A 26,370-nucleotide genomic window follows, 5' to 3' on the forward strand; every position below is an offset into this window, starting at 1 on the left:
TGTCCTGCAACAACCGCCCAGGCCAACGTGACCGGCTACGACGTCTTCATCATCATCGTCCTGCTGTTCTCGGCCGCCGCCGGGTGGCTGCGCGGGGGCGTGCGCGAAGTCATCACCCTGCTCAGCGCGGCGCTGGCGGCGCTGGTCGCCCTGATCACCCTGCCGTGGACGGCGATTCCGGGGCGGGCGCTGGTCAATCCGGACTGGGCTGGGACCATACTTGCGGCGGTCGTCACCTTCTTCGTCATCTATTTCGGCCTGCGTCTGATCGGGTCGATGATCTCCAAGAGCGCCCAGAACAATCCAGCCCTAGGGTTCGCCGACCGCCTGTTCGGCCTTCTGGTCGGCAGCGGCCGCGCCGTCCTGCTGATCGGTGCGGTTCACCTGGTGATCGTTGCGGCCCTGCCGGGCGAACAGACCCCGCGCTGGCTGTCGCAGGCGACCTTCTACAAGGTCAGCGCCGTGGGGGCCCGCGCCATCCAGATCATCCTGCCCGGAATCGGCAAAGGCGCCGATGCGATCACGCCCGTGGTCGATTCCTCGGTACGCAGAGGGTTTTCCGACGACGAAGCCTTGCCCCCGACGCATTCCAAGACTAACTCGCGCCGCGAAGCCGCCCATTAAGTTTCCCCCGGTCATCGGAGCCCTACGATGCGCCATCATATCGCCGATCCCGTCGTCCACCGCGAACACTGGCGTGAGCCGGAGGATGACCAGCTCCGACTTGAGTGCGGCGTCTGCGGCGTCTGGGGCGCGGACGAGGACGAAGGCTCGGCCATCGTCGCCCTGGGCCTGCACGCTCTGCAGCATCGCGGCCAGGAAGCCTGCGGCATCGCCAGCATCAAGGACGAACGCTTCTACACCGAGCGTCATCAGGGTCTGGTGGGCGAGGCCTTCGGCGGCGGCGACCTGACCAAACGGATGCCGGGCCGCGCGGCTGTGGGTCACACCCGTTATTCGACCGCAGGCGGCAGCTTCCTGCGCAACATCCAGCCCATGTTCGCCGATCTGGATCAGGGCGGCATCGCCCTGGCCCACAACGGCAACCTGACCAACTTCAAATTCCTTCACAGCCAACTGGTCAGCGAAGGCGCCATCTTCCAGTCCACCTCGGATTCGGAAGTCATCCTTCACCTGATCGCCCGCAGCCGTAAGGCCAAGATCGTCGACCGCTTCATCGACGCCCTGGCGCGCATCGAGGGCGGCTACGCCCTGGTCGCCCAGACCCGCTACAAGATGATCGGCGCGCGCGACCCCCTGGGCATCCGCCCGCTGGTTCTGGGGCAGATCGGCGAGGCCTGGGTGCTGGCGTCCGAAACCTGCGCCCTGGACATGATGGGCGCCACCTTCGTGCGCGATGTCGAACACGGCGAAGTCGTGGTCATCGACAAGAACGGCCTGCGCTCGATGAAGCCCTTCCCGGCCCGCGCGGCCCGCCCCTGCCTGTTCGAATACGTCTATTTCTCACGTCCGGATTCGGTCGTGAACGGCCGCTCGGTCTATGAGGTCCGCAAGGAGATGGGCCGGGGTCTGGCCCGCGAACTGGGCGTCGAGGCCGACATCGTCGTGCCGGTGCCCGACTCGGGCGTTCCGGCGGCCCTGGGCTATGCTCAGGAAAGCGGCATTCCCTACGAAATGGGCATCATCCGCAGCCACTATCTGGGCCGCACCTTCATCCAGCCCAGTCAGGGCGCCCGTCAGAAGGGCGTGCGCATGAAGCACAGCCCCAACAAGGCGGCGCTGGAGGGCAAGCGCGTCGTCCTGATCGACGACTCCATCGTGCGCGGCACAACCTCGGTCAAGCTGGTCCGCGCCGTGCGCGCGGCGGGCGCCAAGGAGGTTCACCTGCGTTCGGCCAGCCCCCAGATCCTGTTCCCCGACTTCTACGGCATCGACATGCCCGAACGGGCGCAACTGCTCGCCGCCAACAAGACGTTGGAGGAAATGCGCGAGATGCTGGAGGTCGATTCGCTGGGCTTCCTGTCGATCGACGGCCTGTACCGAGCCATGGGCGAAACGGGCCGCAACAACGCACATCCCCAGTTCACCGACCACTATTTCACCGGCGACTACCCCACCCGCCTGCTGGATCGCGAGATCGAGGAAGGCGGTCGGGAGTTCGGCGCCAAGCAGCTTTCCCTGCTGGTCAGCGCATAAAGCGAACCTGACGCGCGCGCGGCGCTTGGCCTTACGGTCAAGGCCGCGCTATCAGGCCCCATGTCCGATCTTCCTCTGAACGACCGTATCGCCCTTGTCGTCGGCGCCTCGCGCGGCATCGGCTATGAAAGCGCGCTAGCGCTGGCCAAGGCTGGCGCCCATGTCGTCGCCACCGCCCGCACCCAAGGCGGCCTGGAGGAACTGGACGACGCGATCTTCGCCGCCACGGGCAAGCACGCGACCCTGGTGCCGTTCGATCTGGTGGACGGCGGCGCCATCGACCGTCTGGGCGGCGCCATCTTCGAACGCTTCAAGAAGCTGGACATCTGGGTCCACGCCGCCGCGACCATGGGACCGTCAGGCCTGACGCCGGTGTCCCACGCCGACCCACGTGAGTTCGCAAAGATCGAGAAGACCAACTTCACGGCCGTCTATCGCCTGATCCGCTCGCTGGAGCCGCTGCTGCGCGCCTCTGACGCCGGCCGGGCCGTTCACTTCACCACCAGCGTGGCGGCCAATCCCCGCGCCTTCTGGGGCATGTACGCCGCGACCAAGGCCGGGGCTGAGGCGCTGGTGAAGGCCTGGGCCGACGAGATCGAAAGCACCCCCGTTCGCGTCAGCATCGTCGATCCGGGCCGGATGCGCACGGCCATGCGCGCCCAGGCCTATCCGGGTGAAGACCCGTCGGTTCTGCCCCATCCATCAGAAATCGGCCCTATGGTCGTCGACCTGGTCCGCACAGACGCCACGCCGCCCCTGACCATCAAGTTTCAGGAGTGGAAATCCGGCCCCTCGATCGAAGCCCTGATCTGAGGCGCCGAAACGGGAGATCAGCCGCACCTATCGCGATGCGGTGCTGGGAATGCGGGGCCGGACGGCGCCTTAAGGCAGATAGGCCAGGACCTTCAGCCAGCCCTGCGCCTGGGCCGCGTCGATCAGTTCGAACAGCGGGATCGCCAACAGGAAGACCAGACCATCGCGGATGGTGGTCAGGAAGAAGGACGGACGCACAGAAAGCTCCGTCTCATCTCGCCACAGCGAGAAACGCGGCATGAAACGCGGCGTGCGGGCCTTGTAGGCTTCATAGTCGGGGCCGAAGGTTGCGCCCAGCCAGGCCTCCTCGCGGCGCACCGTCAGGAAGAAGACGCCGTAGGACGCCAGCATGAACAGGGCGGCTATGGTCAGGCTGCCGCTCTGCGCGCCTACGCCGAACGCGCCAAAGAAGCTGAAGACATACAGCGGGTTGCGCGTAATCGAATAAGGTCCGCGCGAAACGATCTCGGCCTTCTTTCGCCCGCCGATATAGAGCGAACACCAGGCGCGCCCGACGATGGCGAAAACGATGGCGGCCAGCCCGACAGCCTCAACCCCCTCATGCAGTCGGCTTTCCAAGCCCGTCGCCGATTGCGACACCAGCGTCAGCCCGGTCAAGCCGATCAGCGCCGCCAGCACTGCCGCCTTGCGCACCTTCTGAACCGCCTGAAGGTCAAAGCTCTGGATCGTCGTCATGAGGATGGCTTCCTGACAGAATGTCGCAGGGACAGGCCACTAAGGCGTAAAAAGCGCCGCTTGTCATCCCCCCGCTTTCAGCCATTTTCGGACCAGAATGCGATTGAAAATCAGTGCGCTAGGGAAGGCAGGCTCTCAACGATTTCCGCCAGATCATCGGGCCAGATGGTTTCAGCTGACGCACGAATATCGGCCACGCTCCACCAACGGTGCTCGGCCAGAACGCCGCGCTCTTCCTCAGTCCATCCCTGCGACGACAGATCGAAATCGTCGCTGCGCAACAGGAAGAAGCGTTGATCGACCCGCGCCATGCGTCCGTCCGGCAGGCGGAAGCACTCGATCCGCTGCGCCACCTCGGGTCCGGGATCGGTGACGACCAGACCGGTTTCCTCGAACAGTTCGCGACGCGCAGCATCGGCATAGGTCTCGCCCGGGTCGCAGCCCCCGCCGGGCGTGGCCCAGAAGCCGGTCCCCGCCAGAGGTCCGTCCGCATAGTCAAAACGGAACAACAGCACCCGCCCCTGCCCGTCCACGATCAGCCAACGCGAGGTTGGCCGATCAGGCAGGTCGGCGGGGGCGGCGTGGTTCATGGCGTCAGCGCTTTGCGCCGCCCTTTTGTCCGGTGCGGATGCGTCCCGAACGTGAGACCTGGCGTGCGCCCCCGCGGGCGCCCTTCTGGACGGCGACGGACGAGCCCGCCTTCTTCGATGCGCTGGACTTCAGGCCGCCCAGGACCTTGGGCTGCGCCTTGCGCGTCTTCTTCTGCTCCAGCGCCTTGCCGGGCAGTTTGGACAGAGCCTCTTCCTTCTCGGCCTTCTTGACGCGGCGCGGCGCGGTCTTGGCGTCGCCCTTGTAGCGTTCCGGACCCGACTTGGCGCCGCCCTCGGCATAGGGGTTTGCGCCGCTGGACTTGACGTTCAGACGGATCGGCGTGCCAGGCAGGTCGAAGCTCTCGCGGATCGAGTTGATCAGATAGCGCTTGTAATGCTCCGGCATCGACTCGGCGCGATTGGCCATCAGCACGAAGGTAGGCGGACGGGCCTTGGTCTGGGCGATGTATTTCGGCTTGATGCGCTTGCCGTCCACGGCGGGGGGCGGATGCCGCTGCGTGGCCATGGACAGCCAGGTGTTCAGGTCCTTGGTCTTCACCTTGACCGACCAGGTGTCATAGGCCTGCAGCACAGCCGGCATCAGGCGCTCGACGCCCCTGCCCGAGTGGGACGACAGGGCCACGAAAGGCGAACCCTTCAGCTGCGGCAGCTTGTCTTCAGCCATGGCCTTCAGCTTGGCCATGCGGGACTGGGGTTCGTCCTCCAGGTCCCACTTGGACGCGACATAGATCAGGGCGCGGCCTTCGCGCTCGACCAGATCGGCCAGTTGCAGGTCCTGGGTGTCGAAGGCGTCGTCCTTGTCCATCACCAGGATCACCACCTCGGCGAAGGTGATGGCGCGGATGGTGTCGGCGACCGACAGCTTCTCCAGCTTCTCCTGCACGCGCGCCTTGCGGCGCATGCCGGCGGTGTCGACCAGACGGATGTTCTTGTCTTCGTAAACCCAGTCCACCGAGATGGAGTCGCGGGTGATGCCCGCTTCCGGTCCGGTCAGCAGCCGGTCGTCGCCGATCAGACGGTTGATCAGTGTGGACTTGCCCGCGTTCGGGCGGCCGATGACGGCGATGCGGATCGGCTTGTCCGGCTCGTCGATCTCCTCGACGAAGATGTCGGCCGAGGCGGCGATCAGGGCGGCGTACAGATCGGCCATGCCCTCGCCGTGCTCGGCGGAGATGGCGACAGGTTCGCCAAAGCCCAGGGCATGGGCCTCGCCCACCCCGCCGCCGCTTTCGCGGCTTTCGGACTTGTTGGCCAGCAGGATGATCGGCTTGTGCACCCGGCGCAGGTGTTCGGCGAAGATGCGGTCCAGCGAGGTCACGCCCTCGCGCGCATCCATCATGAACATGATGACTTCGGCGTCTTCGATGGCGGCCTCGGTCTGCTCGCGCATACGGGCTTCGAGGCTGTCGTCGGTGACGTCCTCATAGCCCGCCGTGTCGATCAGGGTCAGATCGAAGTCGCCGATATTGCCGTCGGCATAGCGCCGGTCGCGGGTCACGCCGGGGCGGTCATCGACAAGCGCGAGGCGCTTGCCGACGAGGCGGTTGAACAGGGTCGACTTGCCCACATTGGGGCGGCCGACGATGGCGACCTTTAGAGCCATGTCGGCTTTCTAGCTTAATTCGGGCTGAAAATCAGCGGATGCAGATCAACTGACCATTGTCGGTCAGCACATAGAGCGCGCCGTTATAGGCGGCGGGAGCGATATAGGCTGGCGCGCCAAGCTTCAAGGTCGTCTGGGCCACACCCGTCTTCGGATCGAAGGCGACCGCCTCTCCGAACGAGTTGACCATCACCAGACGGTTCGAAGCCAGCAGAGGACCGGACCACTGCGGCGTGATCGTGCGACGTCCGATGGTCAGGAAGCCGCCTTCCTTTCGCGCGCGACCTTCGTTCAACTGACGCGTCCAATAGACTTGGCCCGTGTCGCGGTTGACGGTGATCAGTTCGCCGGACTTGGACACGACATAGACCACGTCGCCGACCGGCAGGGGCGCGTTCACGCCCACGACCGGCAGCTGCCACTTGGGCTGGCCCGAGCGCAGGTCAGTGGCGGACAGAACGCCGGAGTGGCTGACGCCGTACACCATGGCGCGGCTGATGACCGGACGGCCTGCGATGTCGCGAACTTCGGACAGCGCGCTGGTGCGGCTGGTGCGCGACAGGGTTTCTTCCCAGACGGCCTGACCGTTCAATGCGCTGAGCGCGACCAGCTGGCCCGAAGCGAAGGGTGCAACCACCGTGTTGCCGCTGACGGCGGGGCTGGAGGCGCGCATGACGTGCGCAGGCTCGCCGATGCCGCGATAGGTCCAGTCCTGAGCGCCGGTCGTGGCGTCAAAGGCGAACAGCTGGCTGTCAACGTCGACGACATAGACGCGGTTGCCCGCGACGGTCGGGGCGCCATGGATCGGGGCGTCGACGTTCTGGGTCCAGACCTTGGCGCCTGTGTTGGCGTCCAAAGCCGACATGGAGCGATAGCCGGACGAGACATAGACCTTGCCGTTGCCGACCGCGACGCCGCCGCCGAAGCCGCCGTTGCGGTCACGCTCGCTGTCCTTGACGTTGGTCTTCCACAGCACTTCGCCCGTGTCAGCAGACACGGCGGAGACGGTGGATTCGCCATCCAGGACGAAGATCTTGCCGTCGGCGGCCACGATCGGGGCCATGACATTGCCGACATGGGCCGAACCGGAGCCGATGCTGCGCTTCCAGGCGATCTGGAAGTTCGGCGCGGCGATGACGTGTTCGACCAAGTTTTCAGTCGTGCCGCCGGGTTGGGTCCAGGCGGTGACGGCCTGCGGGCCCGGCAGGAAGAAGTCACGTCCCGACAGGGCCGCCGACGGCGCCAGCTGCTGTTCGAACTCCAGCACCGAAATACGCTGGCCTTCACTGGCGGTGGAGCCCGCATCCTTCTTGCCGCCCAGGCCGAAGGGCAGATTGCGGCTGACGGTGCCGCACGACGCCATGGTGGCCGCGACGCCGCAGATCAGTGCGACTTTCAGAACTCGGTTCATCTGGGGCGTCCTGTAAACGGTCGTCACTGTTGGGCGGGGCCGACCAGAGCCGGGCTCTGCGTCGGGGCGGCGACGGGGGCGACAGGTGCCTTGTCCGCCGCTGCGATGATATCCTTCAGATTGCCTGCGGTGCCAGCATCAATCGCTTCGATGGCGGCGCTGGCGCGCTGGCGCACGTCGTCAGACACGTTCTGACCCAGTTGCAGCAGGACGAAAGCCTCACGGGCCTCCTTGACCTTGCCGTGCTGCAGACGGGCCAGAGCCAGGGCTTCCTGAGCGAAGGCGTGCAGAGGGCGCTTGTCGTCCGTCAGCGGCGTCAGGCGCTTTTCAATCTCTTCCAGCGGCGCGGTGTCCATCAGCAGGAAGGCGGCCTTCAGCGCGGGCGGGTCCGACAGGATCGGGTCCTTGGAGGCCTTCGCCGCCTCGTCGAACAGACGGACCGCATCGGGGAATTTGTTGGCGCTGACGGCCAGACCGGCCTGCTGCTGCAGGGCCAGCGACTTATAGGCGCCGTTGCCGACGTTCACGGCCTCTTCGAAAGCTGCGCGCGCGTCCATCGGCTTTTCAGCGCGCAGGGCCTCCATGCCGCGGTCATAGGCTTCCGCGCCCTTGGCTGCGCGGTTGGTGTTGTAGCTGTCCCAGCCCCACCAACCCAGCGCGCCGATCAGCGCAACGACCAAAACAACCGCCGCAACGGGCAGCCATGTGCGGGCCAGGCGCTTGTAACGGTCGGAGCGGAGCTCCTCCTCGACCTGCTCGAAGACATCAACCACGGATATGCAGCCCCAAAATTCTCTAAAGCAAACCGGGGCGGACCCTAGAGGGTCGTCTCTCCGCCCGCAACGAACCCATTACGACGAAGCCGGTTTTTTCGAGAAGTAGGTCTCGACTTCGGCAGGAAAACGGCGGGCGCGGACGTCAGAGGCGAATGAAGCCGCCGCGCGGTCAATTTCCGTGCGCAGATCGGCGTATTTGCGCACAAACTTCGGCGCCCAGTCGAAAACGCCCAAAACGTCCGTAATCACCAGAACCTGGCCGTCACAGGCCGCCGATGCCCCGATGCCGATGGTCGGGGTGTCGATTATGTCGGTGATTTCGCGCGCCAGTGATTCGGCGACGCCTTCGATGACGATGCAGAAGGCGCCCGCCTCGCTTATGGCGACGGCTTCGGCCATGACCCGTTCGCGCTCGGCGTCGGTGCGGCCCTTGGCCTTGAACCCGCCCTCAGCCAGGACCGCCTGCGGGCGCAGGCCGATGTGGCCCATGACCGGAATGCCGCGCTTGACCAGGAAGGCGACCGTCTCGGCCATCTCCACGCCCGTCTCCAGCTTGACCGCCTGGGCGCCGGTCTCCTGCATCACGCGCACGCTGGCGGCGTAGGCGGCCTCCTTGCTGGCTTCATAGGAGCCGAACGGCAGATCGACCACCACCATGGCCCGACGCGACCCGCGCATGACCGCTTGGCCATGCAGGATCATCATGTCCAGCGTCACGCCGACGGTGTTGGGCAGGCCATGCACCACCATGCCCAGACTGTCACCGACCAGCAGCACGTCGCAGTGCGGGTCCAGCAGCCCGGCCGTCGGCGCATCATAGGCGGTCAGGCAGACGATCGGCTCGCCACGCTTGCGGGCGGCGATCTCCGGCACCGTAATGCGTTTGACGGTCTCTTGGGTTTGCGCGGACATCCGACGGGCCTCCTGACTGAACTGCGGTCAGATAGGCGCACCCGCCGGTGGAGTCACGCTCAGACGTCCTGGGACAGCTTGACCGCGCCCGCCGCCAGAAGCGCGAACAGCGCCCCTGCCACGATCCAGAACGCCATCATGCCCGAGCCGCTCATCAGATCGAATGAACCGATGCCCAGCCCGTCCAGGCCGCTCTGGGTCGCGCCCTGCGCCGTCGCGGCGACGGCCCGCACGCTGTCGGACAGGCTGGCCGCCTGATGGGCGCTGCTCTTGAAGTTGAACTGCACGACCTCGCGCACGGCGACGCCGCCGCCCACAACGCCCGCCGCCGTCAGGGCCAAGGTCCGCCAGCGCGACCGCTTCTCCATCCGCACCGCCAGTTCGGCGGCGAACAGGGCCTCATCCGGCAGAGGCGTCGTCTTGGCGAACAGTCGTTCGATCATCGGATCGTACTCATCAACCGACATAGGTCGACCTCCCGCCAGATGTCTGCGCCGGTGATAGCCGGGCGCGGAGTTTATCCAGACCACGTTTGACATGGGATTTCACCGTTCCGAGCGGCAGATTCATGGCCGCCGCGATTTCCGGATGCGCCATCCCCGCGCCGTGGCAGAGGGTGACGCAGACCCGTTCGGTTTCGTTCAAGGTCTTCAAGGCTTCATCCAGATCCATCAGGCCAGCGGTGTCGACGCTGATCTGAGCGTCATCCGTCTCGACCTCTTCAACATAGCGGGCCTCTCGTGCGACGCGTTTCAGATACAGGCGCGCCGCGATCTTCTTGATCCATCCCGCAAAGGTCCCCTGCCCCCGGAACTCAGCGCAGCGCTGGAACCCCTGCAGAAAAGCGTCCTGCGCCACGTCGTCCGCCAGGGACGGCGCGGCGCCCATGCGGCGCAGAAGGCCCCGGACCGCCGAGCCATGCCGACGGACCAGCTCCCCATACTCCCGCCGACCACCGGCCGCCGCCTGGGCGGCCAGTTCGACGTCGTGCATCTCTCGAAGAGATTGCTTCATGACGGTTGCCCCTGCCGGTTCCCGTCAGTCCTTGTGCGGGTTGAAGAAGCTCAGGACGATGAAGGCCAGGCCAATCGTCGCGGGGATGCAGGCGATGCCCAGCAGACCGTTGTCGAAGTTGCCGTTCCAGCGGGCGCCGCCAATCTCGCTGACGACGCTGAATGCGGCGATGCCGATGCCGACCGCCAGCCAGATGATGCCGCGACGAATGTCCTTCAGGCGTGACGGCAGCGCCCGCTGCACATCCTTGGTCAAGGCGTCGATCAGTTCGGCCGGCAAGGGCTGACCCTTGTCCACCCCGTGGCGGATCGTCTCCTGCATGTCGCGCTTTTCGCGATACTTCAGGAAAATCGGACCGAAGACGATGGCCGTGATCGTGCCGAAAACGGCGAAGATGGCGAAGATCGGAATGAAGTCTTCCATGGTGCGTACCCTCGTTAGCCCTTGCGGCCAGCCTGCTGCGGCGGCCTTCTGATCACAAGAGGCTGCGACCCGACCCTATAGATGCGAAATCCTAGGTGAAATCTTCGTAAGGTCCGAACGACGGCAACCTATGCCGCATCTCATGTGTTTCTGGCGCATCCAGGCGGGGCGACCCGTTCACCCATCAGGAGCGACCCAATGGCCCACATCACCTATCGCGTTGTCGAACATGACGGTGGCTGGGCCTATACCCTCGACGGCACCTATTCAGAGACCTTTCCCAGCCATGAGGCCGCCCGGGGTGCGGCTGTGCGCGCCGCCCGCGAACAGAAGGTGCCCGACCAGAACGCCGTCATCGAATATGAAACGTCCGGCGGCAAATGGGTGACCGAAAGCGCCGACGGCCATGACCGTCCCGAGACCGAAGTTCAGGGCTGATCTCCAGCCTTCCGTCTATGCAAAGGCGGCGGCGTAAACATCCGGCTTGAAACCAACCAGACGACGCTCGCCCAGGTCCAGCACAGGGCGTTTGATCATCGACGGCTGGGCGACCATCAGGGCGATGGCCTTGGCCTTGTCGATATTGGCCTTGTCGGCGTCCGGCAGTTTCTTGAACGTGGTCCCGGCGCGGTTCAGCACCGTCTCCCAGCCGTGCTCGTCGATCCACTGACCCAGCAGTCCCGCATCCGCGCCCGCCTTCTTGTAGTCATGGAAGACGTAGTCGACGCCGTGCTGGTCCAGCCAGACACGCGCCTTCTTGACCGTGTCGCAGTTGGGGATGCCGTACATGGTGATCATGCACGGCTCCCTAGCGTGTCAGAACCGCTTCGTCAGCCCCAGGCTGAACACACGCCCGCGCGGGTCGGCGACGACGGGGTCATAGCCGAGGGCGAACTGGGCCAGCGGCGGGTCTTCGTCGGTGACGTTGACCACGCCCAGCGCCAGATCGAGGTCGGAACCGATGGTGCGGGTGTAGAGCAGATCCGCCGTCGTCTGGCTGGCGATGTTCGGGTCAGTGATGCCGCTGCGGTCGTTCTGGTATCCGGCGGTGTAGTGGACCAGCGCCGTGACCGCATTGGCGCCATTGCTCCAGGCCAGGGCGAACTCACCTCGATTGCGCGGCAGTGACCGACCGATGTTGTTCAGGTTGGTCGAACCCACACCCGAGACCGAGGCCGAACCCGCGTTCAGTCGGATGTCGTAGCTGTCGACATAGGTCCAGGTCGCCAAGGCCGTCGCCCGCCCGCCCCATAGGTCATGGCTATAACGGGCGGACAGATCCACGCCTTGCGTCTCGATGGACGAAGCATTGGCGAAATATAGTTGCACGAAGGTCAGGGCGCCGTTGGGCGCGCGGGTCACGCGCTTCTGGGCGTCCGTTCCGGTCAGGCCCGCGGCCGTGTCGGCCGCCGCCTGATCGATGACGGCCTGTGCGGACTGTTTGACCACCAGATCGGTGTAGTCGAAACGCCAGGCGTCCAGACCCAGTTCCAGCCCCTGAACAGGTCGCCACAGGACGCCGAGGCTGAGGCTTTCAGACTTCTCGGGCTTCAGGTTCGCATCGCCCGAGGTCAGGGTGTTGACGAAGACGAAGGCCCCCCGGTCAAACACCGACGGCTGCGACGCCTGTGCGCCCGACAGGGCATAGACGGACGGCGCCCGGAACCCCTGCCCCCATGAGGCGCGCAGGGCCAAGGCGTCGGTCACGTCCCAGCGGATCGCCGCCTTGGGGCTGAAACGGCCCTGATCGCCATCATAGGATTCATAGCGTCCAGCCAGTTGCGCCTCGATCCGGTCGCCCAGATGGATGCGCGCCTCGGCGAAGGCGGCCAGAGCCTCCTGATCGCCGGCAAAGTCCGGCGAATAGCCCGAGGTCAACAGGTCGCCCGCGTTGGCCAGATCGCTCCAGTCATGACGGAAGGTGCTGCGGCGATACTGAGCGCCGACAACGACATCGACCGACCCGCCGTTCCACGCAAACGCCTGCCCGCTGGTCGAGGCGTCCAGGGTGATCAGGCCAGAGGCGCCGCGCAGACCTACATTTCCGGTCAGGCTGTCGATCAGGGCGGCGCTATTGGCCGTGCCCGTGCCCAGATAGGCGCTGCCGAACGGATTGAAATACTGACAGCCGCCGGCGCCTGGAGCGCCCGTCGCCGGATTGCAGCCTGCCCCACCCAAGCCTTTCAGTGCGTTCTGAAGCGCGCTGCCGATCACGTCCGGCTTGTCATAGGCGACGTGCTGGCGACTGGCGGTTGCGGCGACATTCCAGGTCCAGCCGTTGGCGAAGGCGCCGTCCAGACCGGCGGTCAGGCGCCAGGTCTGATACTCAAATTGCGACCGCATGGCCCCGGCCTCGGCGCCCAGCAGACGCCCCCGGAAAAGCACGTCCTCGCCAAAGGGATTGTCCGGGTGCGATCCCGGCACCGTCAGGGCCTGCGCCAGGATCGGCAATGACGGCGTCAGCCGCGCCTCCGTCTCGGTCGAAGAATAGGCCGCCTGGAGCGACAGGTTCACATCGCCCACCGGACGGCGATAATCGGCGAACACCTGGGTCCGCGTCTCTTCCGGGATCAGGTCGAAGAAGTCGGAATAATCCAGCCGACAGAAGGTGTCGGACGCCGAGTTCTTGTACGCCTTGCCAAAGGCCGGATTGCCGCAATCCGGGTCGGGCGCATAGGCGTTCTTGCTGGGTCGGAAATAAGAGCCAGGCTGGCCATAGCTGGTCACGGCGGTCCATCCGGCGCGGCCGTAACGCTCTGCCTGGGTGAAGCCGCGCTCGTCCGAGCCCAGGGCCGAACGGTGGAAGTGCGAGGCCGCAAGCGTCAGGTCGCCGCCCAGCAGCTTGAACCCGCCTATAGCCTCGATGACGCTTTCCTCAGACCCGTCCGCGACCGCGTATTTGGCGCTGATTTCCGGGCGAGCCACGTCGTGACGCGTGATGAAGTTCACCACGCCCGCGACGGCGTCAGAGCCATAGACGGCGGACGCCCCGTCCTTGACGATCTCGACCCGCTGCAGCGCGATCATCGGAACCAGCGAGTTGATATCGACAAAGGCAGAGCCGTCGGTGGCGACCACCGCGCTGCTGGTCCAGCGCTGGCCGTCAACCAGAACCAGGGTCGAACCCAGGCCCAGATTGCGCAGATTGAACTGGGCCGTGCCCGAGCTCTGCGGCTGGTTCAGTTGATCGACCCGCGCCTCTGATCCCGAGTTGGCGGTGATCAAGCGCAGGATTTCGGAGGTGTCGGATACGCCCGCCGCCGCCAGGGCCTCGCGTCCCACCGTCTCGACCGGGGCAATGCGATCGCCGCCTGCGATGCGCGATCCGGTGACGACGATGTCATCGACGCGGGATGTCGCATCCTGCGCCTGCACAGTGGCCGCCCCGGCCATCCATGCCAAGGCTGCTGTACCCATCAAGGCTATGCGCCGCGCCATATTCACTACTCCCCGCGATTGGTGGGCGGCTTCTAGCCACGCTCGCCATTTTGCGAAAGTGTAATTTTGCAGTTTTGCAAATTCGGCCGATGCCGGCGTTATGAGGGCACGGAGCAGGCCATCGGTTCACACGGAAAGCAGGGAACGGATTTCCCAGAGACTGACAGATCTCGCCCAGCATCCTCGCGTGTGATCGCCCCCCGATCGCGTCGAGCGGATCGGGTTATGCAGGCCACGCTGAAATGAGGGGATCGTCGTCGCTGTCTTCGCGCTGCGGCGGGCTGATGCCTCACACCGCAATTAAGAAACCCATCCCGCCAACGGCGGGATGGGTCAAACGTCTTAGAGTTCGGCGTCCGGGGTCGGCTCTGAAGCCGGAGGGGGCGGACGACGGGCGGCCTCTGCGGCCTCAGCCAGTTCGATCAATTGATCGTAGCGCGCGCGTGCCTTTTCTTCATCATAGATGATTTCGGTCTGACGAGGCGGCGCGACGACATAGAACATCGTGATCGGCGCGAAAGTCATGCGCTGGCGCCGCCACAGGGCAAAGCCCTCGCGGCCTTCCAGTCGGGCCCATGAGCCGTCGTCATTAGGATGATCAGGAATCGCAGCCATGTAAGCTCCTCTACTGTAGCGAGTGCGCCTAGAGCTTAGAGACGGCGATTTTACGTCACACAACCGCCTTTGTAGGGAGCACCGCTATTCGAGCCATGCGGGCGCGACCGGCAAGGTGGCCACATCCTCAGTCGAATGCTGGACAATGATCCGCGCATTCTCGTGCGCCGCCACCCCGTCAAAACGTCCGAACGAGGCCAGGGTGTCTGCGCGACTGACGTTCACCGACGGGACCCGGTGATAGGCCCTGTTCTCCCGCGTATGATACAGGTCGCCGGTCAGAAGAATGGGGCCAGCGGCCTTCAACCGGATCAGCAGCGACTTGTGCCCCGGCGTATGGCCCGGCGTCTTCAGGATCAGCACGCTGCCGTCACCGAACACATCGGCGTCACCGTCAAATCGACGGATCGTAGCGTGATCCAGCACCGTCAGAAGACTGGGGATGACCCCCAGCGGCGCCGGGTCGGCATGCAGGCCGACGAGTTCCACCGGGTCCATGATCCAGGTTGCGTTCGGGAAAAGATTGGCATTGCCCGAGTGGTCGGCATGAGTATGCGACAGGGCGACATAGGTGATGTCAGACGGCTTCAGGCCCAGCCCATCCAATTGTGAAACCAACGTCCGACCGACGGTCCACTGGCCGCCGAACTGACTGATGCCGCCGGGGACCGCGGCCAGTCGATCACCAAGACCTGTGTCCCACAACAGCCATTCCGATCCGTGGCGGATCAGGAAGCATGGAACCGCCATCACGCCACGCTCGCCAGCGTGTTCCCCCGTATCGGAAAACGGGGCCATGTCGTCGAGGGCCAGGGTCCCGCAGTCGAGCGTATAGAGGCGCAACGGGGCAGACGCGGGCGCCGACTGCGCTTGCGCAACTGACGTGAAACAAAGGACAGCCGCCAGGGCGGCGGCGAAAACGGCAAGCCGGGACATCAGAAGTCGCTCCTATCAATGAGCCCTCGATTTGGCGGCTTCGACTCTGTGTGAAAACTCGGACAATCCGCACACGATCTGTGCGAATATGATCGGATGTTCGATTGGGACGACCTGCGGATTTTTGAGGTCCTGGCGCGCACAGGGTCATTGTCTGCGGCGGCGCGACTGCTGAAGGTCAATCACGCCACCATCGGGCGCAGGGTCGCGGCGCTGGAGGCGGAACTCGGCACAACCCTGGTCACCCGCCTGCCCCGCAACACTGTGCTGACGCCGCAGGGCGATGCTATCGCTGCATTGGCGCGCGAGATGGAGCAGACCGCCCAAGCCGTCACGCGTCGCGCCCGCGCCTTCGACAACAACCTGACAGGCAATGTCCGCATCAGCCTGCCCCCCGCCCTGGCGAGTGATTTTCTGGCGGAAAGGCTGACGGGGTTCAGCGCCCTCTATCCCGGCCTGACGGTGACGCTGAAAGCCACGCCGTTCGTCAGTTCGCTTGAGAGGGGCGAAACCGACCTGGCCATCCGCCTGGTTCAGCCCGATGGGCCGACCCAGGTCGCGCGTCGACTGGGCGTCATGCAGTTGGGGTTGTTTGCGGCGCCGTCGGTGGCAATCACGGCCCCGAAGCACTGGAGCTTTGTTCTTTCGGATGAAGACCTGGCGCATCTGCCGCATCAGGTCTGGCTGGCCAACTATGCCGATGGACGGCCGATCTCGGTTCGGTCCAGCGACATCCACACCCAGATCAGCGCCGTTCGCGCGGGACTGGGCGTCGCCGCCCTGCCCGTCTTCATGACCGAGAACACCGATCTGGTCCGCGTGGACGTGGGCATCGCGGCGCCCGCACGCGGCATATGGCTGGTGGTGCACGAAGAGGTGCGAAAGGCCCCCGCGGTCCAGGCGACGATGAGCTGGCTGGCGGAGACCTTTGCGGCGTCGGAATTCCGCGCGCCTATCGATTTTGACTGGTCGACGGCGCGCTAGAAATCACTTGGCCGGGACGACCGCGCCCTCATAGGTGCGGTTGATATAGTCCTTGATCTGCTGGCTGGTCAGGGCGGCGGCCAGGGCCTTGATGCGCGGATCGTCGCGGTTGTCCGGGCGCGTCACCAGATAGTTCACATAGGGGCTGTCGCCGTCCTCCAGCGCCAGGGCGTCGTTGCGCGGGCTAAGCTGGGCGTCCAGAGCGTAGTTGGTGTTGATCACGGCCAGAGCCACCTGATCCAGCACGCGCGGCAGGGTGGCGGCTTCCAGCTCGCGGAACTTCAGACCCTTGGGGTTGCCCGAAATGTCGGCGACGGTCTGCAGCGGATCCTGGCCCTTGCGCAGGGTGATCAGACCGGCCTTCTGCAGCAGCAGAAGCGAGCGCCCGGTGTTGGAGGCATCGTTCGGCAGGGCGACGTCGCTGCCCGCCGGCAGTTCGGCCAGCGACTTGTAACGGCGTGAATAGGCGCCCAGCGGCTCGACATGCACGCCCGCCACGGTCACCAGACTGGCCCCGCGCGCCTTGTTGAACTCATCCAGATAGGGCTTGGTCTGGAAATAGTTAGCGTCCAGCCGCCCTTCGGCCAGTTGCGTGTTCGGCTGAACATAGTCGTTGAAGACCACGATCTGCAGGTCGATGCCCTCATCCGCCAGGATCGGCTTCACCTGCTCCAGAATCTCGGCGTGCGGAACGGCGGTGGCGCCGACCTTCAGCGGACCTTCGCCCGCAGGCTTGGACTGACCGCAGGCGGCCAGGGTCAGGGCGAGGGCGGACAGGAGAACAGCGCGACGCAGCATGGCGGAACCTTCGACTTAGCGGTGCGAAACCCTAGCGACCCAACGGTCGCCGAGCACCTGCAGAATTTGTACGATTATCAGAAGCAGAACTACGGTCACCACCATGACGTCGGTCTGGAAGCGCTGATAGCCAAAGCGAATGGCCAGGTCGCCCAAGCCCCCTGCCCCGACCACGCCCGCCATGGCCGTATAGCCGACCAGAGCAATGGCGGTGACCGTGGCCCCGGCCAGAATGCCCGGCAGGGCTTCGGGCAACAGGACGCGGGTGACGATCTGCCACGTCGTGCCGCCCATCGCCTGCGTCGCCTCGATCATGCCGCGCTCGACCTCGCGCAGGGCCGTCTCGACCAGCCGCGCATAGAAGGGCGCTGCGCCGACGACCAGCGGGGGAATGGCCCCCGCCACGCCAAGCGATGTCCCCACCAGCAACACCGTCACCGGCAGCATGACGATCAACAGGATGATGAAAGGCACCGACCGCAGCACATTGACGATGAAGGACAGCACCAGATTGACGACGCGGTTCTCCAGCAGCCGCCCCTTGCCCGTGGCGTAAAGCGCCACCCCCAGCGGCAGGCCCAGAATGACGGTGATGGCCAGCGACGCGAACAGCATCAGCAGGGTGTCGCTCGTCGCCTCAGCTATCGTGGTCCAGTCGACATTGGCGAACATCAGGGCAGGACCTCTACTTCGACACCCTCGGCCCGCAGGCGGCTGATGGCCATGTCGGTATGCTCGCCCTGGAAGGCGATTTCGAGCTGGCCATAGGGTTGATCGCGGAACCGACCGATGCGCCCCGCCAGGATGGCGTGATCCACGCCCGTCTCGCGCGAGATGCGGCTGAGCACAGGGTCAAACGTCCCCTGCCCCCGGAACACCAGACGGGCCACCGTGCCGCTGGTCGGACGCGGGGCGGCGGTGTGGGATTCGCCCTCGGCCAGCAGGCTGCGCGTCGCGGCGGTTTGGGGGTTCAGGAAGACGTCGGCGGTCGCGCCGGTCTCCACGATCCGCCCGTCCTGCATCACCGCCACCCGATCGCAGACGCGGCGCACCACCTCCATCTCATGAGTGATCAGCACAAGCGTCAGGCCCAGTTCGCGGTTCAGCGAATCTAGCAGGGCCAGAATATCCTCTGTCGTTTCGGGATCGAGGGCGCTGGTGGCCTCGTCGCACAGCAGGATCGACGGTTCACTGGTCAGGGCGCGGGCGATGCCGACGCGCTGTTTCTGGCCGCCCGAAAGCTGCGCCGGATATTTGCGCGCGTGTTCCGTCAGGCCCAGCCGCTCCATCAGTTCATCGACCCGCCGCGCAATCTCGGCCCGCGACCGTCCCTCAAGCACCAGAGGCAGGGCAATGTTGTCGCGGATGGTGCGGCTGTGCAGCAGGTTGAAATGCTGGAAGATCATGCCGATGCGACGGCGGGCGGCGCGAAGCGCGGCGGGTTTCAGGCCTGTCAGTTCCTGCTCCGCGACAAACACGCGCCCGGCATCGGGCCGTTCCAACAGGTTGATGGTCCGCACCAGCGTCGACTTGCCCGCGCCGGATCGCCCGACCACGCCGAACACCTCGCCCGGCGCGACGGTCAGGTCGACATTGTCCAGCGCCGTGCGCGCGCCTGCGGCGCTGCGGAATTGGCGGGTGACACCCTCAAGACGGATCATGGCAGACGGATCATGGCTGGTCCTGAACAAGAACGGCGGCGCCGGTCGCGCGGTCTAGTGTGATGACGGCTTGCGACGCAAGTGCGGCCTATAGTTCGTCCTTCACGACCGCATCCGCCGCCGCCTCGGCCCGCAGCCAGGCGACAAAGGCCTGAGCCTCCGGCCGCAGGGCGCCGCGCCGGGTGATCAGACGATAGGCGTTGTCCGTCGCCAGATATCCGTCGGCGAACGGCGCGGCCAGACGACCGGACGCCAGATCGGCGGCGACGAAGGCGCGCGGCGCCAGCGCCACGCCACGACCATGGACAGCGTCCTCGATGGCGAAGGCGGTCTGGTCAAAGCGTGGACCCAGGGTGGCGTCGATCTGATCCAGCTTGCGTGATCCCAGCCATGCCGCCCAGTCCGGGCGCGGCTCCTCCAGCGTCGAACGGCCGACGTGAATCAGGGTGTGGTTGATCAGGTCGGCGGGCGTCGCCAAGGGCTTGGGGCCATGCAGCAGACTGGGACTGCAGATCGGGATCACGCCTGCCTCGACCAGAACCTCGGTCCGCACGCCGGGATAATCGCCCTGACCATAGCGCACCGCCACATCGGCGCGCCCGCCCGCGATGTCGGCCAACTGCATGTCGGCGGAAATCCAGATTTCGATCTCGGGATGCTGGGCCGAGAACCGCGCCATGCGCGGCACCAGCCAGCGCACGGCGAAGGACGGCGGCACGCTGACCGACAGGGACTGACGCCGCGACGGCCCATAGATGATGTCGGCGGCGCGCTTCATATGCTCGAAGGCGTCGCGCAGCACCGGCTGCAGCCGGGCGCCCAGTTCGGTCAGGACCAGCCCGCCCGCCTCGCGCCGCACCAGCGGACCGCCAGCATGGTCTTCCAGCAGGCGCACCTGCTGGCTGACGGCGCCGGGCGTGACGCTCAACTCCTTAGCGGCCAGCGACACGCTGGACAGACGGGCCGCGGCCTCGAACGCCTTCAGCGCGTTCAGGGGCGGCAGCTTACGGGGATCGGAGTCCTGGCTCATGCGCCCTCCAGCCATGACGGAACCGCAATGCCGCGCGTGCGCAGGAAGGCGGGATTATAGATTTTTCCGGCGTACCTCTGACCGGGGTCGCACAGGACGGTGACGATGGTCTTGCCCGGCCCCAGCGCCCGCCCCAGACGGATCGCGCCTGCGATGTTCACGCCACTGGACGGACCAAGGCTGAGGCCCTCGTCGCGGACCAGATCGAACAACAGCGCCAGCGCCTCTTCGTCCTCGATCCGCCAGGCATGATCGACCGTCAGACCTTCCAGATTGCCGGTGATGCGGTTGACGCCGATGCCCTCGGTCACAGAGGAGCCGTGACTTTCCAGCACCCCGCGCGTGAACCAGCTGTGCAAGGCCGCGCCCGGCGGGTCCGCCAGGGCGATGGCGATGTCCGCCTTCTGTTCGCGCAGATAGGCCGACACCCCCGCCAACGTCCCGCCGGTCCCGGCGGCGCAGACAAAGCCGTCGATCCGCCCTTCCGTCTGCTCCCAGATTTCTCGGCCGGTCGTGGCGTAGTGGGTGCGGCGGTTGGCCAGATTGTCGAACTGGTCGGCATAGATGGCGCCGTTGGGTTCGCTTTCGTTCAGTTGGGCGGCCAGACGACGCGAGAAATGGACGAAGTGGTTGGGGCTCGCAAAGGGCGCGGGATCGACCTCGACCAGACGCGCGCCGTGCATCCGCACCGCCTGCTTCTTTTCCTCGGTCTGGCTGCGCGGCATGACGATGACGACCGGGTGCCCCAGAGCAGCGCCGACGATGGCCAGACCGATGCCGGTGTTGCCCGCCGTTCCTTCGACGATGGTGCCGCCTGGTTTCAGTTCTCCTGATGCCCGGGCCGCCTGAATCAGACCCAGCGCCGTGCGATCCTTGATCGACTGACCAGCGTTCAGGAACTCGGCCTTGCCATAGATGTCACAGCCCGTCGCCGCCGAGGCGGCGTTCAGGCGGATCAGCGGCGTATCGCCGATGAGGGACAGAATATCTGCGGCGGCGCGCATGGAAGGTCCGATTCGAAAGACAGCTTCGCCTTGTAGAAATTCTCATCCAAAATGAGAAGACCTTCTTTGCTGACAGCCGTTGATAGAGTTTGTGTACAGACGATCTATCAGCAAAGCCGCCCCCGCGCACACCGCGCCCCATCATCGGCCGCAAAAACAAGAAGGCCGCGCCCGGGGATAGCAGACGCGGCCTTAAGTGCGGGAAAGAGCGCGGGGAGGCGCGCCACATCTCTGTAGCCAGCGTCGTGCCCGGACACACGCCAGAAGGAATGAGCGCGGGTGCAGTTTTTCTGAACTAGATCAAAGCCCGACGCGCCCGCCCCAGACGTTCCGCAGCCTGGTCCAGAACCGCATCCGACTTGGCGAAACACAGGCGCGCCACGGTGCGCGTGATCGGCGTCGCCTCGAAGGCCGACAACGGAATGGCGGCGACGCCGAACTCGGTGACGATACGCCGACAGAAATCCTCATCCGGCAAGGCGAGGCCCGACGCCGCCAGATCGACGCACAGAAAATAAGTTCCCTCGCTGGGCGTGACGGCATAGCCCTCGGCTTTCAGCGCGGTGCCCAGTCGGTCACGCGACCGTCCCAGATCGTCGCCCTGAGCCCTGAACCAGTCCGCCCCCCAGCCCAGCCCCGCCGCCACCGCCGTCTGCAGATTGGGCGCTGTGGTGAAGGTCAGGAACTGATGCGCCTTGGCGACGGGGGTGATCAGTTCGGGCGCCCCGCAGGCGAAACCGACCTTCCACCCTGTCAGACCGAACATCTTGCCCGCCGACCCGATCTTGATGGTCCGCTCCGCCATGCCCGACGCCGACAGCAGGCTGCGATGGGGCCGCCCGTCAAAGACGATATGCTCCCACACCTCATCGCTGACGGCGATCAGGTCATGACGGACGCAGACCCTGGCCAGTGCGGCGATCTCCCCGGTGTCGAACATCCGCGCCGCCGGGTTCAGCGGATTGTTGAACAGCACCATCCGCGTCGCAGGCGTCACCGCCGCCTCAATCGCCTCTTCCGTCAGCCGCCATGTCGGCGCGGTCAGGGCCACCGCCCGCACCACCCCGCCCGCGCGCTGGATCAGCGGGCGATAAGCGTCATAGGCGGGCTCGAAGATCAGCACCTCGTCGCCCGGACTGACATGGGCGAACAGGGCGGCGGCGATGGCCTCGGTCGCGCCGGATGTGACCACCACCCCGTCCACCGACAGATTGACCTGCTGCAGACGGCGATAATGCTCGACCACAGCCTCGCGAAGGGCGGGCACGCCGCGCGACGGCGGATACTGGTTCGGCCCGTTCAGCACAGCCTCCGCCGCCAGACGACGCAGCGCCTCTGGCCCCGGCGCATCGGGGAACCCCTGCCCCAGGTTGATGGCGTCGTGCTGGCGGGCGAGACCGGACATGACCTCGAACACGGTGGTCGGCATGTCGGTGAAGACGGGATGGCTCATGCCGACATCCGAACCGGCTTCGCAGCCCCTTGGCAAGTCGACGCAAAAAGAAGGGCCGCACCAGAGGCGCGGCCCAGATCAAAGGGAGGATCGCATGACACAACCGTACATGGCACAGGATCGTCGGATGGCCCTTTCAGAAATAGGCGTGGCCCCGGCGGTTTTTCTAAGCTGACCGCCGCGCCGCCGCCGTCGCTTTAGATCGTCATGACTACGCGACCCTCGATCTGGCCCTTGTGCATGCGCTGGAAGATGTCGTTGACGTTCTCCAGCGGCTCGACCGACACCGTCGCCTTGACCTTTTCGTCGGCGGCGAACTGAAGCGCCTCCTGCAGGTCCAGACGCGAGCCGACGATAGAGCCGCGCACCGTCGTTCCGTTCAGCACCATGTCGAAGATCGACAGGGGGAAGTCGCCGGGCGGCAGGCCGTTCAGCGCGATGGTCGCCCCGCGCGAGGTCATGTTGACCGCCTGCTCAAACGCCTTGGGCGAGACAGCGGTGACCAGCACGCCCTGCGCGCCGCCGTCCGTCTGGGCCTTGATCTCGGCGGCCGGGTCGTTGGAGGTCTTGGCGTTGACGGTCACCGTCGCCCCCAGACGCCGCGCCAGATCCAGCTTGGCGTCGTCGACGTCGACGGCGGCGACATTCATACCCATCGCCTTGGCGTACTGAACCGCGACATGGCCCAGACCGCCGATGCCCGAGATCACCACCCAGTCGCCGGGCCGTGTCTCCGTCATCTTCAGCCCCTTATAGACCGTGACCCCCGCGCACAGGATCGGCGCAATCTCGGTGAAAGAGATGTTGGCGGGCAGATGGCCCACGTAGTTCGGGTCGGCGATGGCGTATTCCGCGAACCCGCCGTTGACCGAATAGCCGGTGTTCTGCTGATCGTGGCACAGGGTCTCCCAGCCGCCGAGACAGTGCTTGCAGTGACCACAGGCTGAATACAGCCACGGCACGCCGACCCGGTCGCCTTCCTTCACCAGTGTCACGCCCGCGCCCACGGCAGAGACGAAGCCGACGCCTTCGTGGCCCGGAATAAAGGGCGGGTTCGGCTTGACTGGCCAGTCGCCCTCGGCGGCGTGCAGGTCAGTGTGGCAGACGCCGGAGGCCTCGATCTTGACCTGAATCTGGCCGGGACCGGGTTCGGGAATGGGCGCCTCTTCGATGGTCAGCGGCTTGCCGAATTCGCGCACGACGGCGGCCTTCATGGTCCTAGGCATGGATCAGTCCTTCTAGGTCGGATTGTGAAGGTGACGGGCGGGCCGATAGCAGGTCATCGACCCGCCCGTCGTGGGGGACGCTCTCCGAAACGGTTGACGGAGAGCGATACAAGGATGACCGGTCAGGGGGTGGTCATCCTTGATTCAGATCAGAAGAAGCCCAGTTTGTCGGGGCTGTAGCTGACCAGCAGGTTCTTGGTCTGCTGATAATGGTCCAGCATCATCCGGTGGTTCTCACGCCCGATGCCCGACTTCTTGTAACCGCCGAACGCCGCGTGCGCCGGATACTGGTGATAGCAGTTCGTCCACACCCGGCCCGCCTGAACGGCGCGGCCCGCGCGGTAGGCGGTGTTCATGTCGCGCGACCAGACACCGGCGCCGAGACCGTACTCGGTGTCATTGGCGATCTCGATGGCTTCTTCCAGCGTCTTGAAGGTGGTCACGGCCAGCACCGGACCGAAGATTTCCTCCTGGAACACCCGCATGTCGTTGGTGCCCTTGAAGATGGTCGGCTTCACGTAATAGCCGCCTGCCAGATCGTCCTTCAGCACGGCCTGATCGCCGCCAGTCAGAACCTCTGCCCCCTCATCCTTGCCGATCTTCAGATAGGACAGGATCTTCTTGAGCTGCTGGTCCGAGGCCTGGGCGCCGACCTGGGTGGTCGGGTCCAGCGGGTCGCCCTGTTTGATGGCTTCGACGCGGGCGATCGCCTTCTCGATGAAGGCCTCATAGATGTCTTCGTGGATCAGGGCGCGGCTGGGGCAGGTGCAGACCTCGCCCTGGTTCAGCGCGAACATGGCGAAGCCCTCCAGCGCCTTGTCCAGGAAGGCGTCGTCCTGATCCATCACATCCTTGAAGAAGATGTTCGGCGACTTGCCGCCCAGCTCCAGCGTCACGGGGATGATGTTCTGGGTGGCGTACTCCATGATCTTCTGACCGACGGCGGTCGAGCCGGTGAAGGCGATCTTGGCGATGCGCGGATTGGTGGCCAGCGGCTCGCCGACCTCGACGCCGGTGCCGGACACGATGTTCAGCACGCCTGGCGGCAGCAGGTCCTGGATCAGTTCCACCACCAGCAGGATCGAGGCGGGCGTCTGCTCAGCGGGTTTCAGCACGATGCAGTTGCCCGCCGCCAGAGCCGGTGCGACCTTCCATGCCGCCATCAGGATCGGGAAGTTCCACGGAATGATCTGACCGACCACGCCCAGCGGTTCGTGGAAGTGATAGGCGACGGTGTCGTTATCCAGCTCCGAAATCCCGCCTTCCTGTGCGCGGATGCAGCCGGCAAAATAGCGAAAATGGTCGATGGCAAGAGGGATGTCGGCGGCCAGGGTCTCGCGAACCGGCTTGCCGTTGTCCCATGTCTCGGCCTCGGCGACGGCCTGCAGGTTGGCTTCAATCCGGTCGGCGATCTTGTTCAGGATCAACGCGCGTTGGGCCGGACTGGTCTTGCCCCAGGCGTCCCTGGCGGCATGGGCGGCGTCCAGCGCCAGTTCGACGTCCGCCTTGTCCGAGCGTGCGACTTCGCACAGCACGCGGCCGTTCACCGGAGACAGGTTCTCGAAATAGCGGCCGTTGACGGGGGCGACCCACTCGCCGCCGATGAAGTTGTCATAGCGCGCCTTGAACTTGGGGGTCGCAGCGCGGACGAATTCTGGCTTGGTCATCAAAGCCTCCTGCTTGTGTTCCTCGGGCGTCGATTATCGACGTCGTTGGGATCAGAAGGTCTGCCTGCTTGGCGCGCGACGCCAGATGGCCGGATGATGGTGCAGCGCAAACCTGTCGCAGGAGTGCGACAGGTCGCGGTCAGTGAGGCTCGCCGCTCAGACCCAGCCGATGCAGCTTGCGGTGCAGGGTCGCGCGGCTGACGCCCAGGGCCCGCGCCGCCGCCGAAACATTTCCGCCGTTCAGCGCCAGCGCGCGACGCACCGCGCCGCGCTCGGCCTCCAGAAGGTCAGCCTCCACGCCGCCGCCGCCCAGAACCTCGGACGCCGCCAGCTGATTGGCGATCCGCTCGTCGGTGATCGACAGGGTCAAACGCGCCGCCCGCGTGGCGCCCACCACCAGATCATCGCGATCCACCGCCAGCAGGGCGGCCGCGTTCCGCTCCATCGGATCGCCGGCCAGCACGATCCGGGCGTCCGCGAACGCCTGCCGGAAGGCCTGCGCCTCGATGGCCCGAGCAGCGTCGGCGACGGCGGCGGCGATCAACCCCAGCATCGCCTCGGTCGCGTCCGCCCGGCACGACGACACATCCAGCAGACCCGCCAGCCGTCCCATCGGATCGTGGATCGGATGGCTGGTGCAACTCAGCGCCGTGTTGCGGGTGTGGAAATGCTGGTCGCGATGAATGGTCAGGGGACGGTGTTCGGCCAGCGCCGTGCCGATGCCGTTGGTGCCCTCGACCGCCTCGGACCAGACTGCGCCGGGCCACAGGCCCCAGCGCTGGAACATTTCATCGTCCGCCGCCGCCCCGCGTCGCTCGATGGGCACGCCGTCGGCATTGGTCAACAGAACGCAGCAACCCGTATCGCCGACCGCAAGGAACAGCCGGTCGAGCACGCCCTGCGCCGCCAGCGTCATCGGCTCCATCGCCTGACGGGCTTCACGAAGTTGCTGCTCGGTCAGGCTTTCGGCGCGTCCGCGATCTTCGGGGTCCAGTCCGTAAAGTGACATGGACCGACGCCAGGACGCCGCCAGCGCAGACCGGGCCGGTCCCGTGCCGTCGTCCAGCGCCTGTTTGATCAGGCGCCTGTGATCGCTTCCTGGCCGCTCGCCCATGGTGTCTCCCAGGCGTTGTATGCGGTCA

General features: G+C 65.6%; 27 protein-coding genes. 5 read left to right on the plus strand and 22 right to left on the minus strand.

Translation table 11 applies throughout. The features are described from left to right. Positions 1 to 27 precede the first annotated feature (27 nt). From KWG56_RS07620 to KWG56_RS07630, 3 genes are read left to right on the plus strand one after another with little or no spacing between them, the layout of a single operon-like run. Positions 28 to 624: a CvpA family protein gene (locus tag KWG56_RS07620; protein WP_219354322.1), complete on the plus strand. Its 597-nt coding sequence runs from the start codon at positions 28 to 30 to the stop codon at positions 622 to 624. A gap of 27 nt (positions 625 to 651) precedes the next feature. Next, positions 652 to 2,157 carry an amidophosphoribosyltransferase gene (gene purF / locus KWG56_RS07625; RefSeq protein ID WP_219354323.1) on the plus strand — a complete coding sequence of 502 codons (1,506 nt, stop codon included), beginning with the start codon at positions 652 to 654 and terminating at the stop codon, positions 2,155 to 2,157. Positions 2,158 to 2,217: 60 nt separating this feature from the next. Next, positions 2,218 to 2,970 (plus strand): SDR family NAD(P)-dependent oxidoreductase, encoded by a 753-nt coding sequence (locus tag KWG56_RS07630; protein ID WP_219354324.1) that lies wholly within the window; start codon positions 2,218 to 2,220, stop codon positions 2,968 to 2,970. 69 nt (positions 2,971 to 3,039) lie between these two features. On the opposite strand, the gene KWG56_RS07635 is transcribed toward KWG56_RS07630, so the two are convergent. The 9 genes from KWG56_RS07635 to KWG56_RS07675 all read right to left on the minus strand — a co-directional run bounded on the left by KWG56_RS07635 (position 3,040) and on the right by KWG56_RS07675 (position 10,416). Then, the gene (locus KWG56_RS07635) at positions 3,040 to 3,666 is read right to left on the minus strand and encodes a methyltransferase family protein (protein ID WP_219354325.1); all 627 of its coding nucleotides are present in this window, start codon (positions 3,664 to 3,666) and stop codon (positions 3,040 to 3,042) included. A gap of 110 nt (positions 3,667 to 3,776) precedes the next feature. Further along, positions 3,777 to 4,256: an NUDIX hydrolase gene (locus KWG56_RS07640; RefSeq protein ID WP_201100285.1), complete on the minus strand. Its 480-nt coding sequence runs from the start codon at positions 4,254 to 4,256 to the stop codon at positions 3,777 to 3,779. A 4-nt stretch (positions 4,257 to 4,260) separates the two neighbouring features. Then, a complete protein-coding gene (gene der, locus KWG56_RS07645; RefSeq protein WP_219354326.1) occupies positions 4,261 to 5,880 on the minus strand; it encodes a ribosome biogenesis GTPase Der in 1,620 nt (539 codons plus the stop codon). 31 nt (positions 5,881 to 5,911) lie between these two features. Beyond that, positions 5,912 to 7,291 carry a PQQ-binding-like beta-propeller repeat protein gene (locus tag KWG56_RS07650; protein WP_219354327.1) on the minus strand — a complete coding sequence of 460 codons (1,380 nt, stop codon included), beginning with the start codon at positions 7,289 to 7,291 and terminating at the stop codon, positions 5,912 to 5,914. Positions 7,292 to 7,314: 23 nt separating this feature from the next. Further along, positions 7,315 to 8,064 (minus strand): tetratricopeptide repeat protein, encoded by a 750-nt coding sequence (locus KWG56_RS07655; protein ID WP_219354328.1) that lies wholly within the window; start codon positions 8,062 to 8,064, stop codon positions 7,315 to 7,317. Between the two features lie 78 nt (positions 8,065 to 8,142). After that, entirely contained in the window at positions 8,143 to 8,979 is an 837-nt protein-coding gene (gene panB / locus KWG56_RS07660) for a 3-methyl-2-oxobutanoate hydroxymethyltransferase (protein WP_219354329.1), read from the minus strand. Positions 8,980 to 9,038: 59 nt separating this feature from the next. Then, positions 9,039 to 9,446 carry a hypothetical protein gene (locus tag KWG56_RS07665; RefSeq protein WP_219354330.1) on the minus strand — a complete coding sequence of 136 codons (408 nt, stop codon included), beginning with the start codon at positions 9,444 to 9,446 and terminating at the stop codon, positions 9,039 to 9,041. Beyond that, positions 9,436 to 9,993 carry an RNA polymerase sigma factor gene (locus tag KWG56_RS07670; protein WP_201100279.1) on the minus strand — a complete coding sequence of 186 codons (558 nt, stop codon included), beginning with the start codon at positions 9,991 to 9,993 and terminating at the stop codon, positions 9,436 to 9,438. The genes KWG56_RS07665 and KWG56_RS07670 overlap by 11 nt, the downstream gene beginning before the upstream one ends. A 24-nt stretch (positions 9,994 to 10,017) precedes the next feature. Next, positions 10,018 to 10,416: a DUF6249 domain-containing protein gene (locus tag KWG56_RS07675; RefSeq protein ID WP_201100278.1), complete on the minus strand. Its 399-nt coding sequence runs from the start codon at positions 10,414 to 10,416 to the stop codon at positions 10,018 to 10,020. A gap of 198 nt (positions 10,417 to 10,614) precedes the next feature. Here KWG56_RS07675 and KWG56_RS07680 point away from each other — a divergent pair, with 198 nt between their 5' ends. Next, positions 10,615 to 10,854 (plus strand): DUF2188 domain-containing protein, encoded by a 240-nt coding sequence (locus KWG56_RS07680; RefSeq protein ID WP_219354331.1) that lies wholly within the window; start codon positions 10,615 to 10,617, stop codon positions 10,852 to 10,854. 15 nt (positions 10,855 to 10,869) lie between these two features. Here the strand turns inward: KWG56_RS07680 and KWG56_RS07685 are convergent, their stop codons facing one another. The 4 genes from KWG56_RS07685 to KWG56_RS07700 all read right to left on the minus strand — a co-directional run bounded on the left by KWG56_RS07685 (position 10,870) and on the right by KWG56_RS07700 (position 15,405). Continuing rightward, on the minus strand, positions 10,870 to 11,214 hold the full coding sequence (locus KWG56_RS07685; protein WP_219354332.1) for an ArsC family reductase: 345 nt from the start codon (positions 11,212 to 11,214) through the stop codon (positions 10,870 to 10,872). 18 nt (positions 11,215 to 11,232) lie between these two features. Beyond that, positions 11,233 to 13,854, minus strand: coding sequence for a TonB-dependent receptor (locus tag KWG56_RS07690; RefSeq protein ID WP_219354333.1), 2,622 nt, complete (start codon positions 13,852 to 13,854; stop codon positions 11,233 to 11,235). Between the two features lie 342 nt (positions 13,855 to 14,196). Then, complete coding sequence (locus tag KWG56_RS07695; protein ID WP_219354334.1) at positions 14,197 to 14,469, minus strand: hypothetical protein; 273 nt, start codon at positions 14,467 to 14,469, stop codon at positions 14,197 to 14,199. Between the two features lie 84 nt (positions 14,470 to 14,553). Continuing rightward, entirely contained in the window at positions 14,554 to 15,405 is an 852-nt protein-coding gene (locus KWG56_RS07700) for an N-acyl homoserine lactonase family protein (RefSeq protein WP_219354335.1), read from the minus strand. 96 nt (positions 15,406 to 15,501) lie between these two features. On the opposite strand from KWG56_RS07700, the gene KWG56_RS07705 reads away from it, so the two are divergent. Continuing rightward, positions 15,502 to 16,389, plus strand: a complete 888-nt coding sequence (locus tag KWG56_RS07705) for a LysR family transcriptional regulator (RefSeq protein ID WP_219354336.1) — start codon at positions 15,502 to 15,504, stop codon at positions 16,387 to 16,389. 3 nt (positions 16,390 to 16,392) lie between these two features. Here the strand turns inward: KWG56_RS07705 and KWG56_RS07710 are convergent, their stop codons facing one another. The 9 genes from KWG56_RS07710 to KWG56_RS07750 form a co-directional block, all read right to left on the minus strand. Next, entirely contained in the window at positions 16,393 to 17,187 is a 795-nt protein-coding gene (locus KWG56_RS07710) for a MetQ/NlpA family ABC transporter substrate-binding protein (protein ID WP_219354337.1), read from the minus strand. 15 nt (positions 17,188 to 17,202) lie between these two features. Further along, positions 17,203 to 17,859, minus strand: a complete 657-nt coding sequence (locus tag KWG56_RS07715) for a methionine ABC transporter permease (protein WP_201100270.1) — start codon at positions 17,857 to 17,859, stop codon at positions 17,203 to 17,205. Beyond that, positions 17,859 to 18,848, minus strand: a complete 990-nt coding sequence (locus tag KWG56_RS07720) for a methionine ABC transporter ATP-binding protein (protein ID WP_219354338.1) — start codon at positions 18,846 to 18,848, stop codon at positions 17,859 to 17,861. The genes KWG56_RS07715 and KWG56_RS07720 overlap by 1 nt, the downstream gene beginning before the upstream one ends. Positions 18,849 to 18,936: 88 nt before the next feature. Further along, on the minus strand, positions 18,937 to 19,878 hold the full coding sequence (gene gcvA, locus KWG56_RS07725; RefSeq protein ID WP_201100268.1) for a transcriptional regulator GcvA: 942 nt from the start codon (positions 19,876 to 19,878) through the stop codon (positions 18,937 to 18,939). Continuing rightward, positions 19,875 to 20,882, minus strand: coding sequence for a cysteine synthase A (locus KWG56_RS07730; protein WP_219354339.1), 1,008 nt, complete (start codon positions 20,880 to 20,882; stop codon positions 19,875 to 19,877). Before KWG56_RS07730 ends, gcvA begins: the two co-directional genes overlap by 4 nt. Positions 20,883 to 21,177: 295 nt before the next feature. Continuing rightward, positions 21,178 to 22,335 (minus strand): aminotransferase, encoded by a 1,158-nt coding sequence (locus KWG56_RS07735; protein WP_219354340.1) that lies wholly within the window; start codon positions 22,333 to 22,335, stop codon positions 21,178 to 21,180. A gap of 197 nt (positions 22,336 to 22,532) precedes the next feature. Continuing rightward, complete coding sequence (gene adhP / locus KWG56_RS07740; RefSeq protein WP_219354341.1) at positions 22,533 to 23,561, minus strand: alcohol dehydrogenase AdhP; 1,029 nt, start codon at positions 23,559 to 23,561, stop codon at positions 22,533 to 22,535. A gap of 149 nt (positions 23,562 to 23,710) precedes the next feature. Continuing rightward, positions 23,711 to 25,228 (minus strand): acetaldehyde dehydrogenase ExaC, encoded by a 1,518-nt coding sequence (gene exaC / locus KWG56_RS07745; RefSeq protein WP_219354342.1) that lies wholly within the window; start codon positions 25,226 to 25,228, stop codon positions 23,711 to 23,713. A gap of 139 nt (positions 25,229 to 25,367) precedes the next feature. Next, positions 25,368 to 26,342, minus strand: coding sequence for a GAF domain-containing protein (locus tag KWG56_RS07750; protein ID WP_219354343.1), 975 nt, complete (start codon positions 26,340 to 26,342; stop codon positions 25,368 to 25,370). Positions 26,343 to 26,370: the final 28 nt, after the last annotated feature.

This window comes from Brevundimonas nasdae (assembly GCF_019395145.1).
GTDB classification, from domain to species: Bacteria; Pseudomonadota; Alphaproteobacteria; order Caulobacterales; family Caulobacteraceae; genus Brevundimonas; species Brevundimonas nasdae.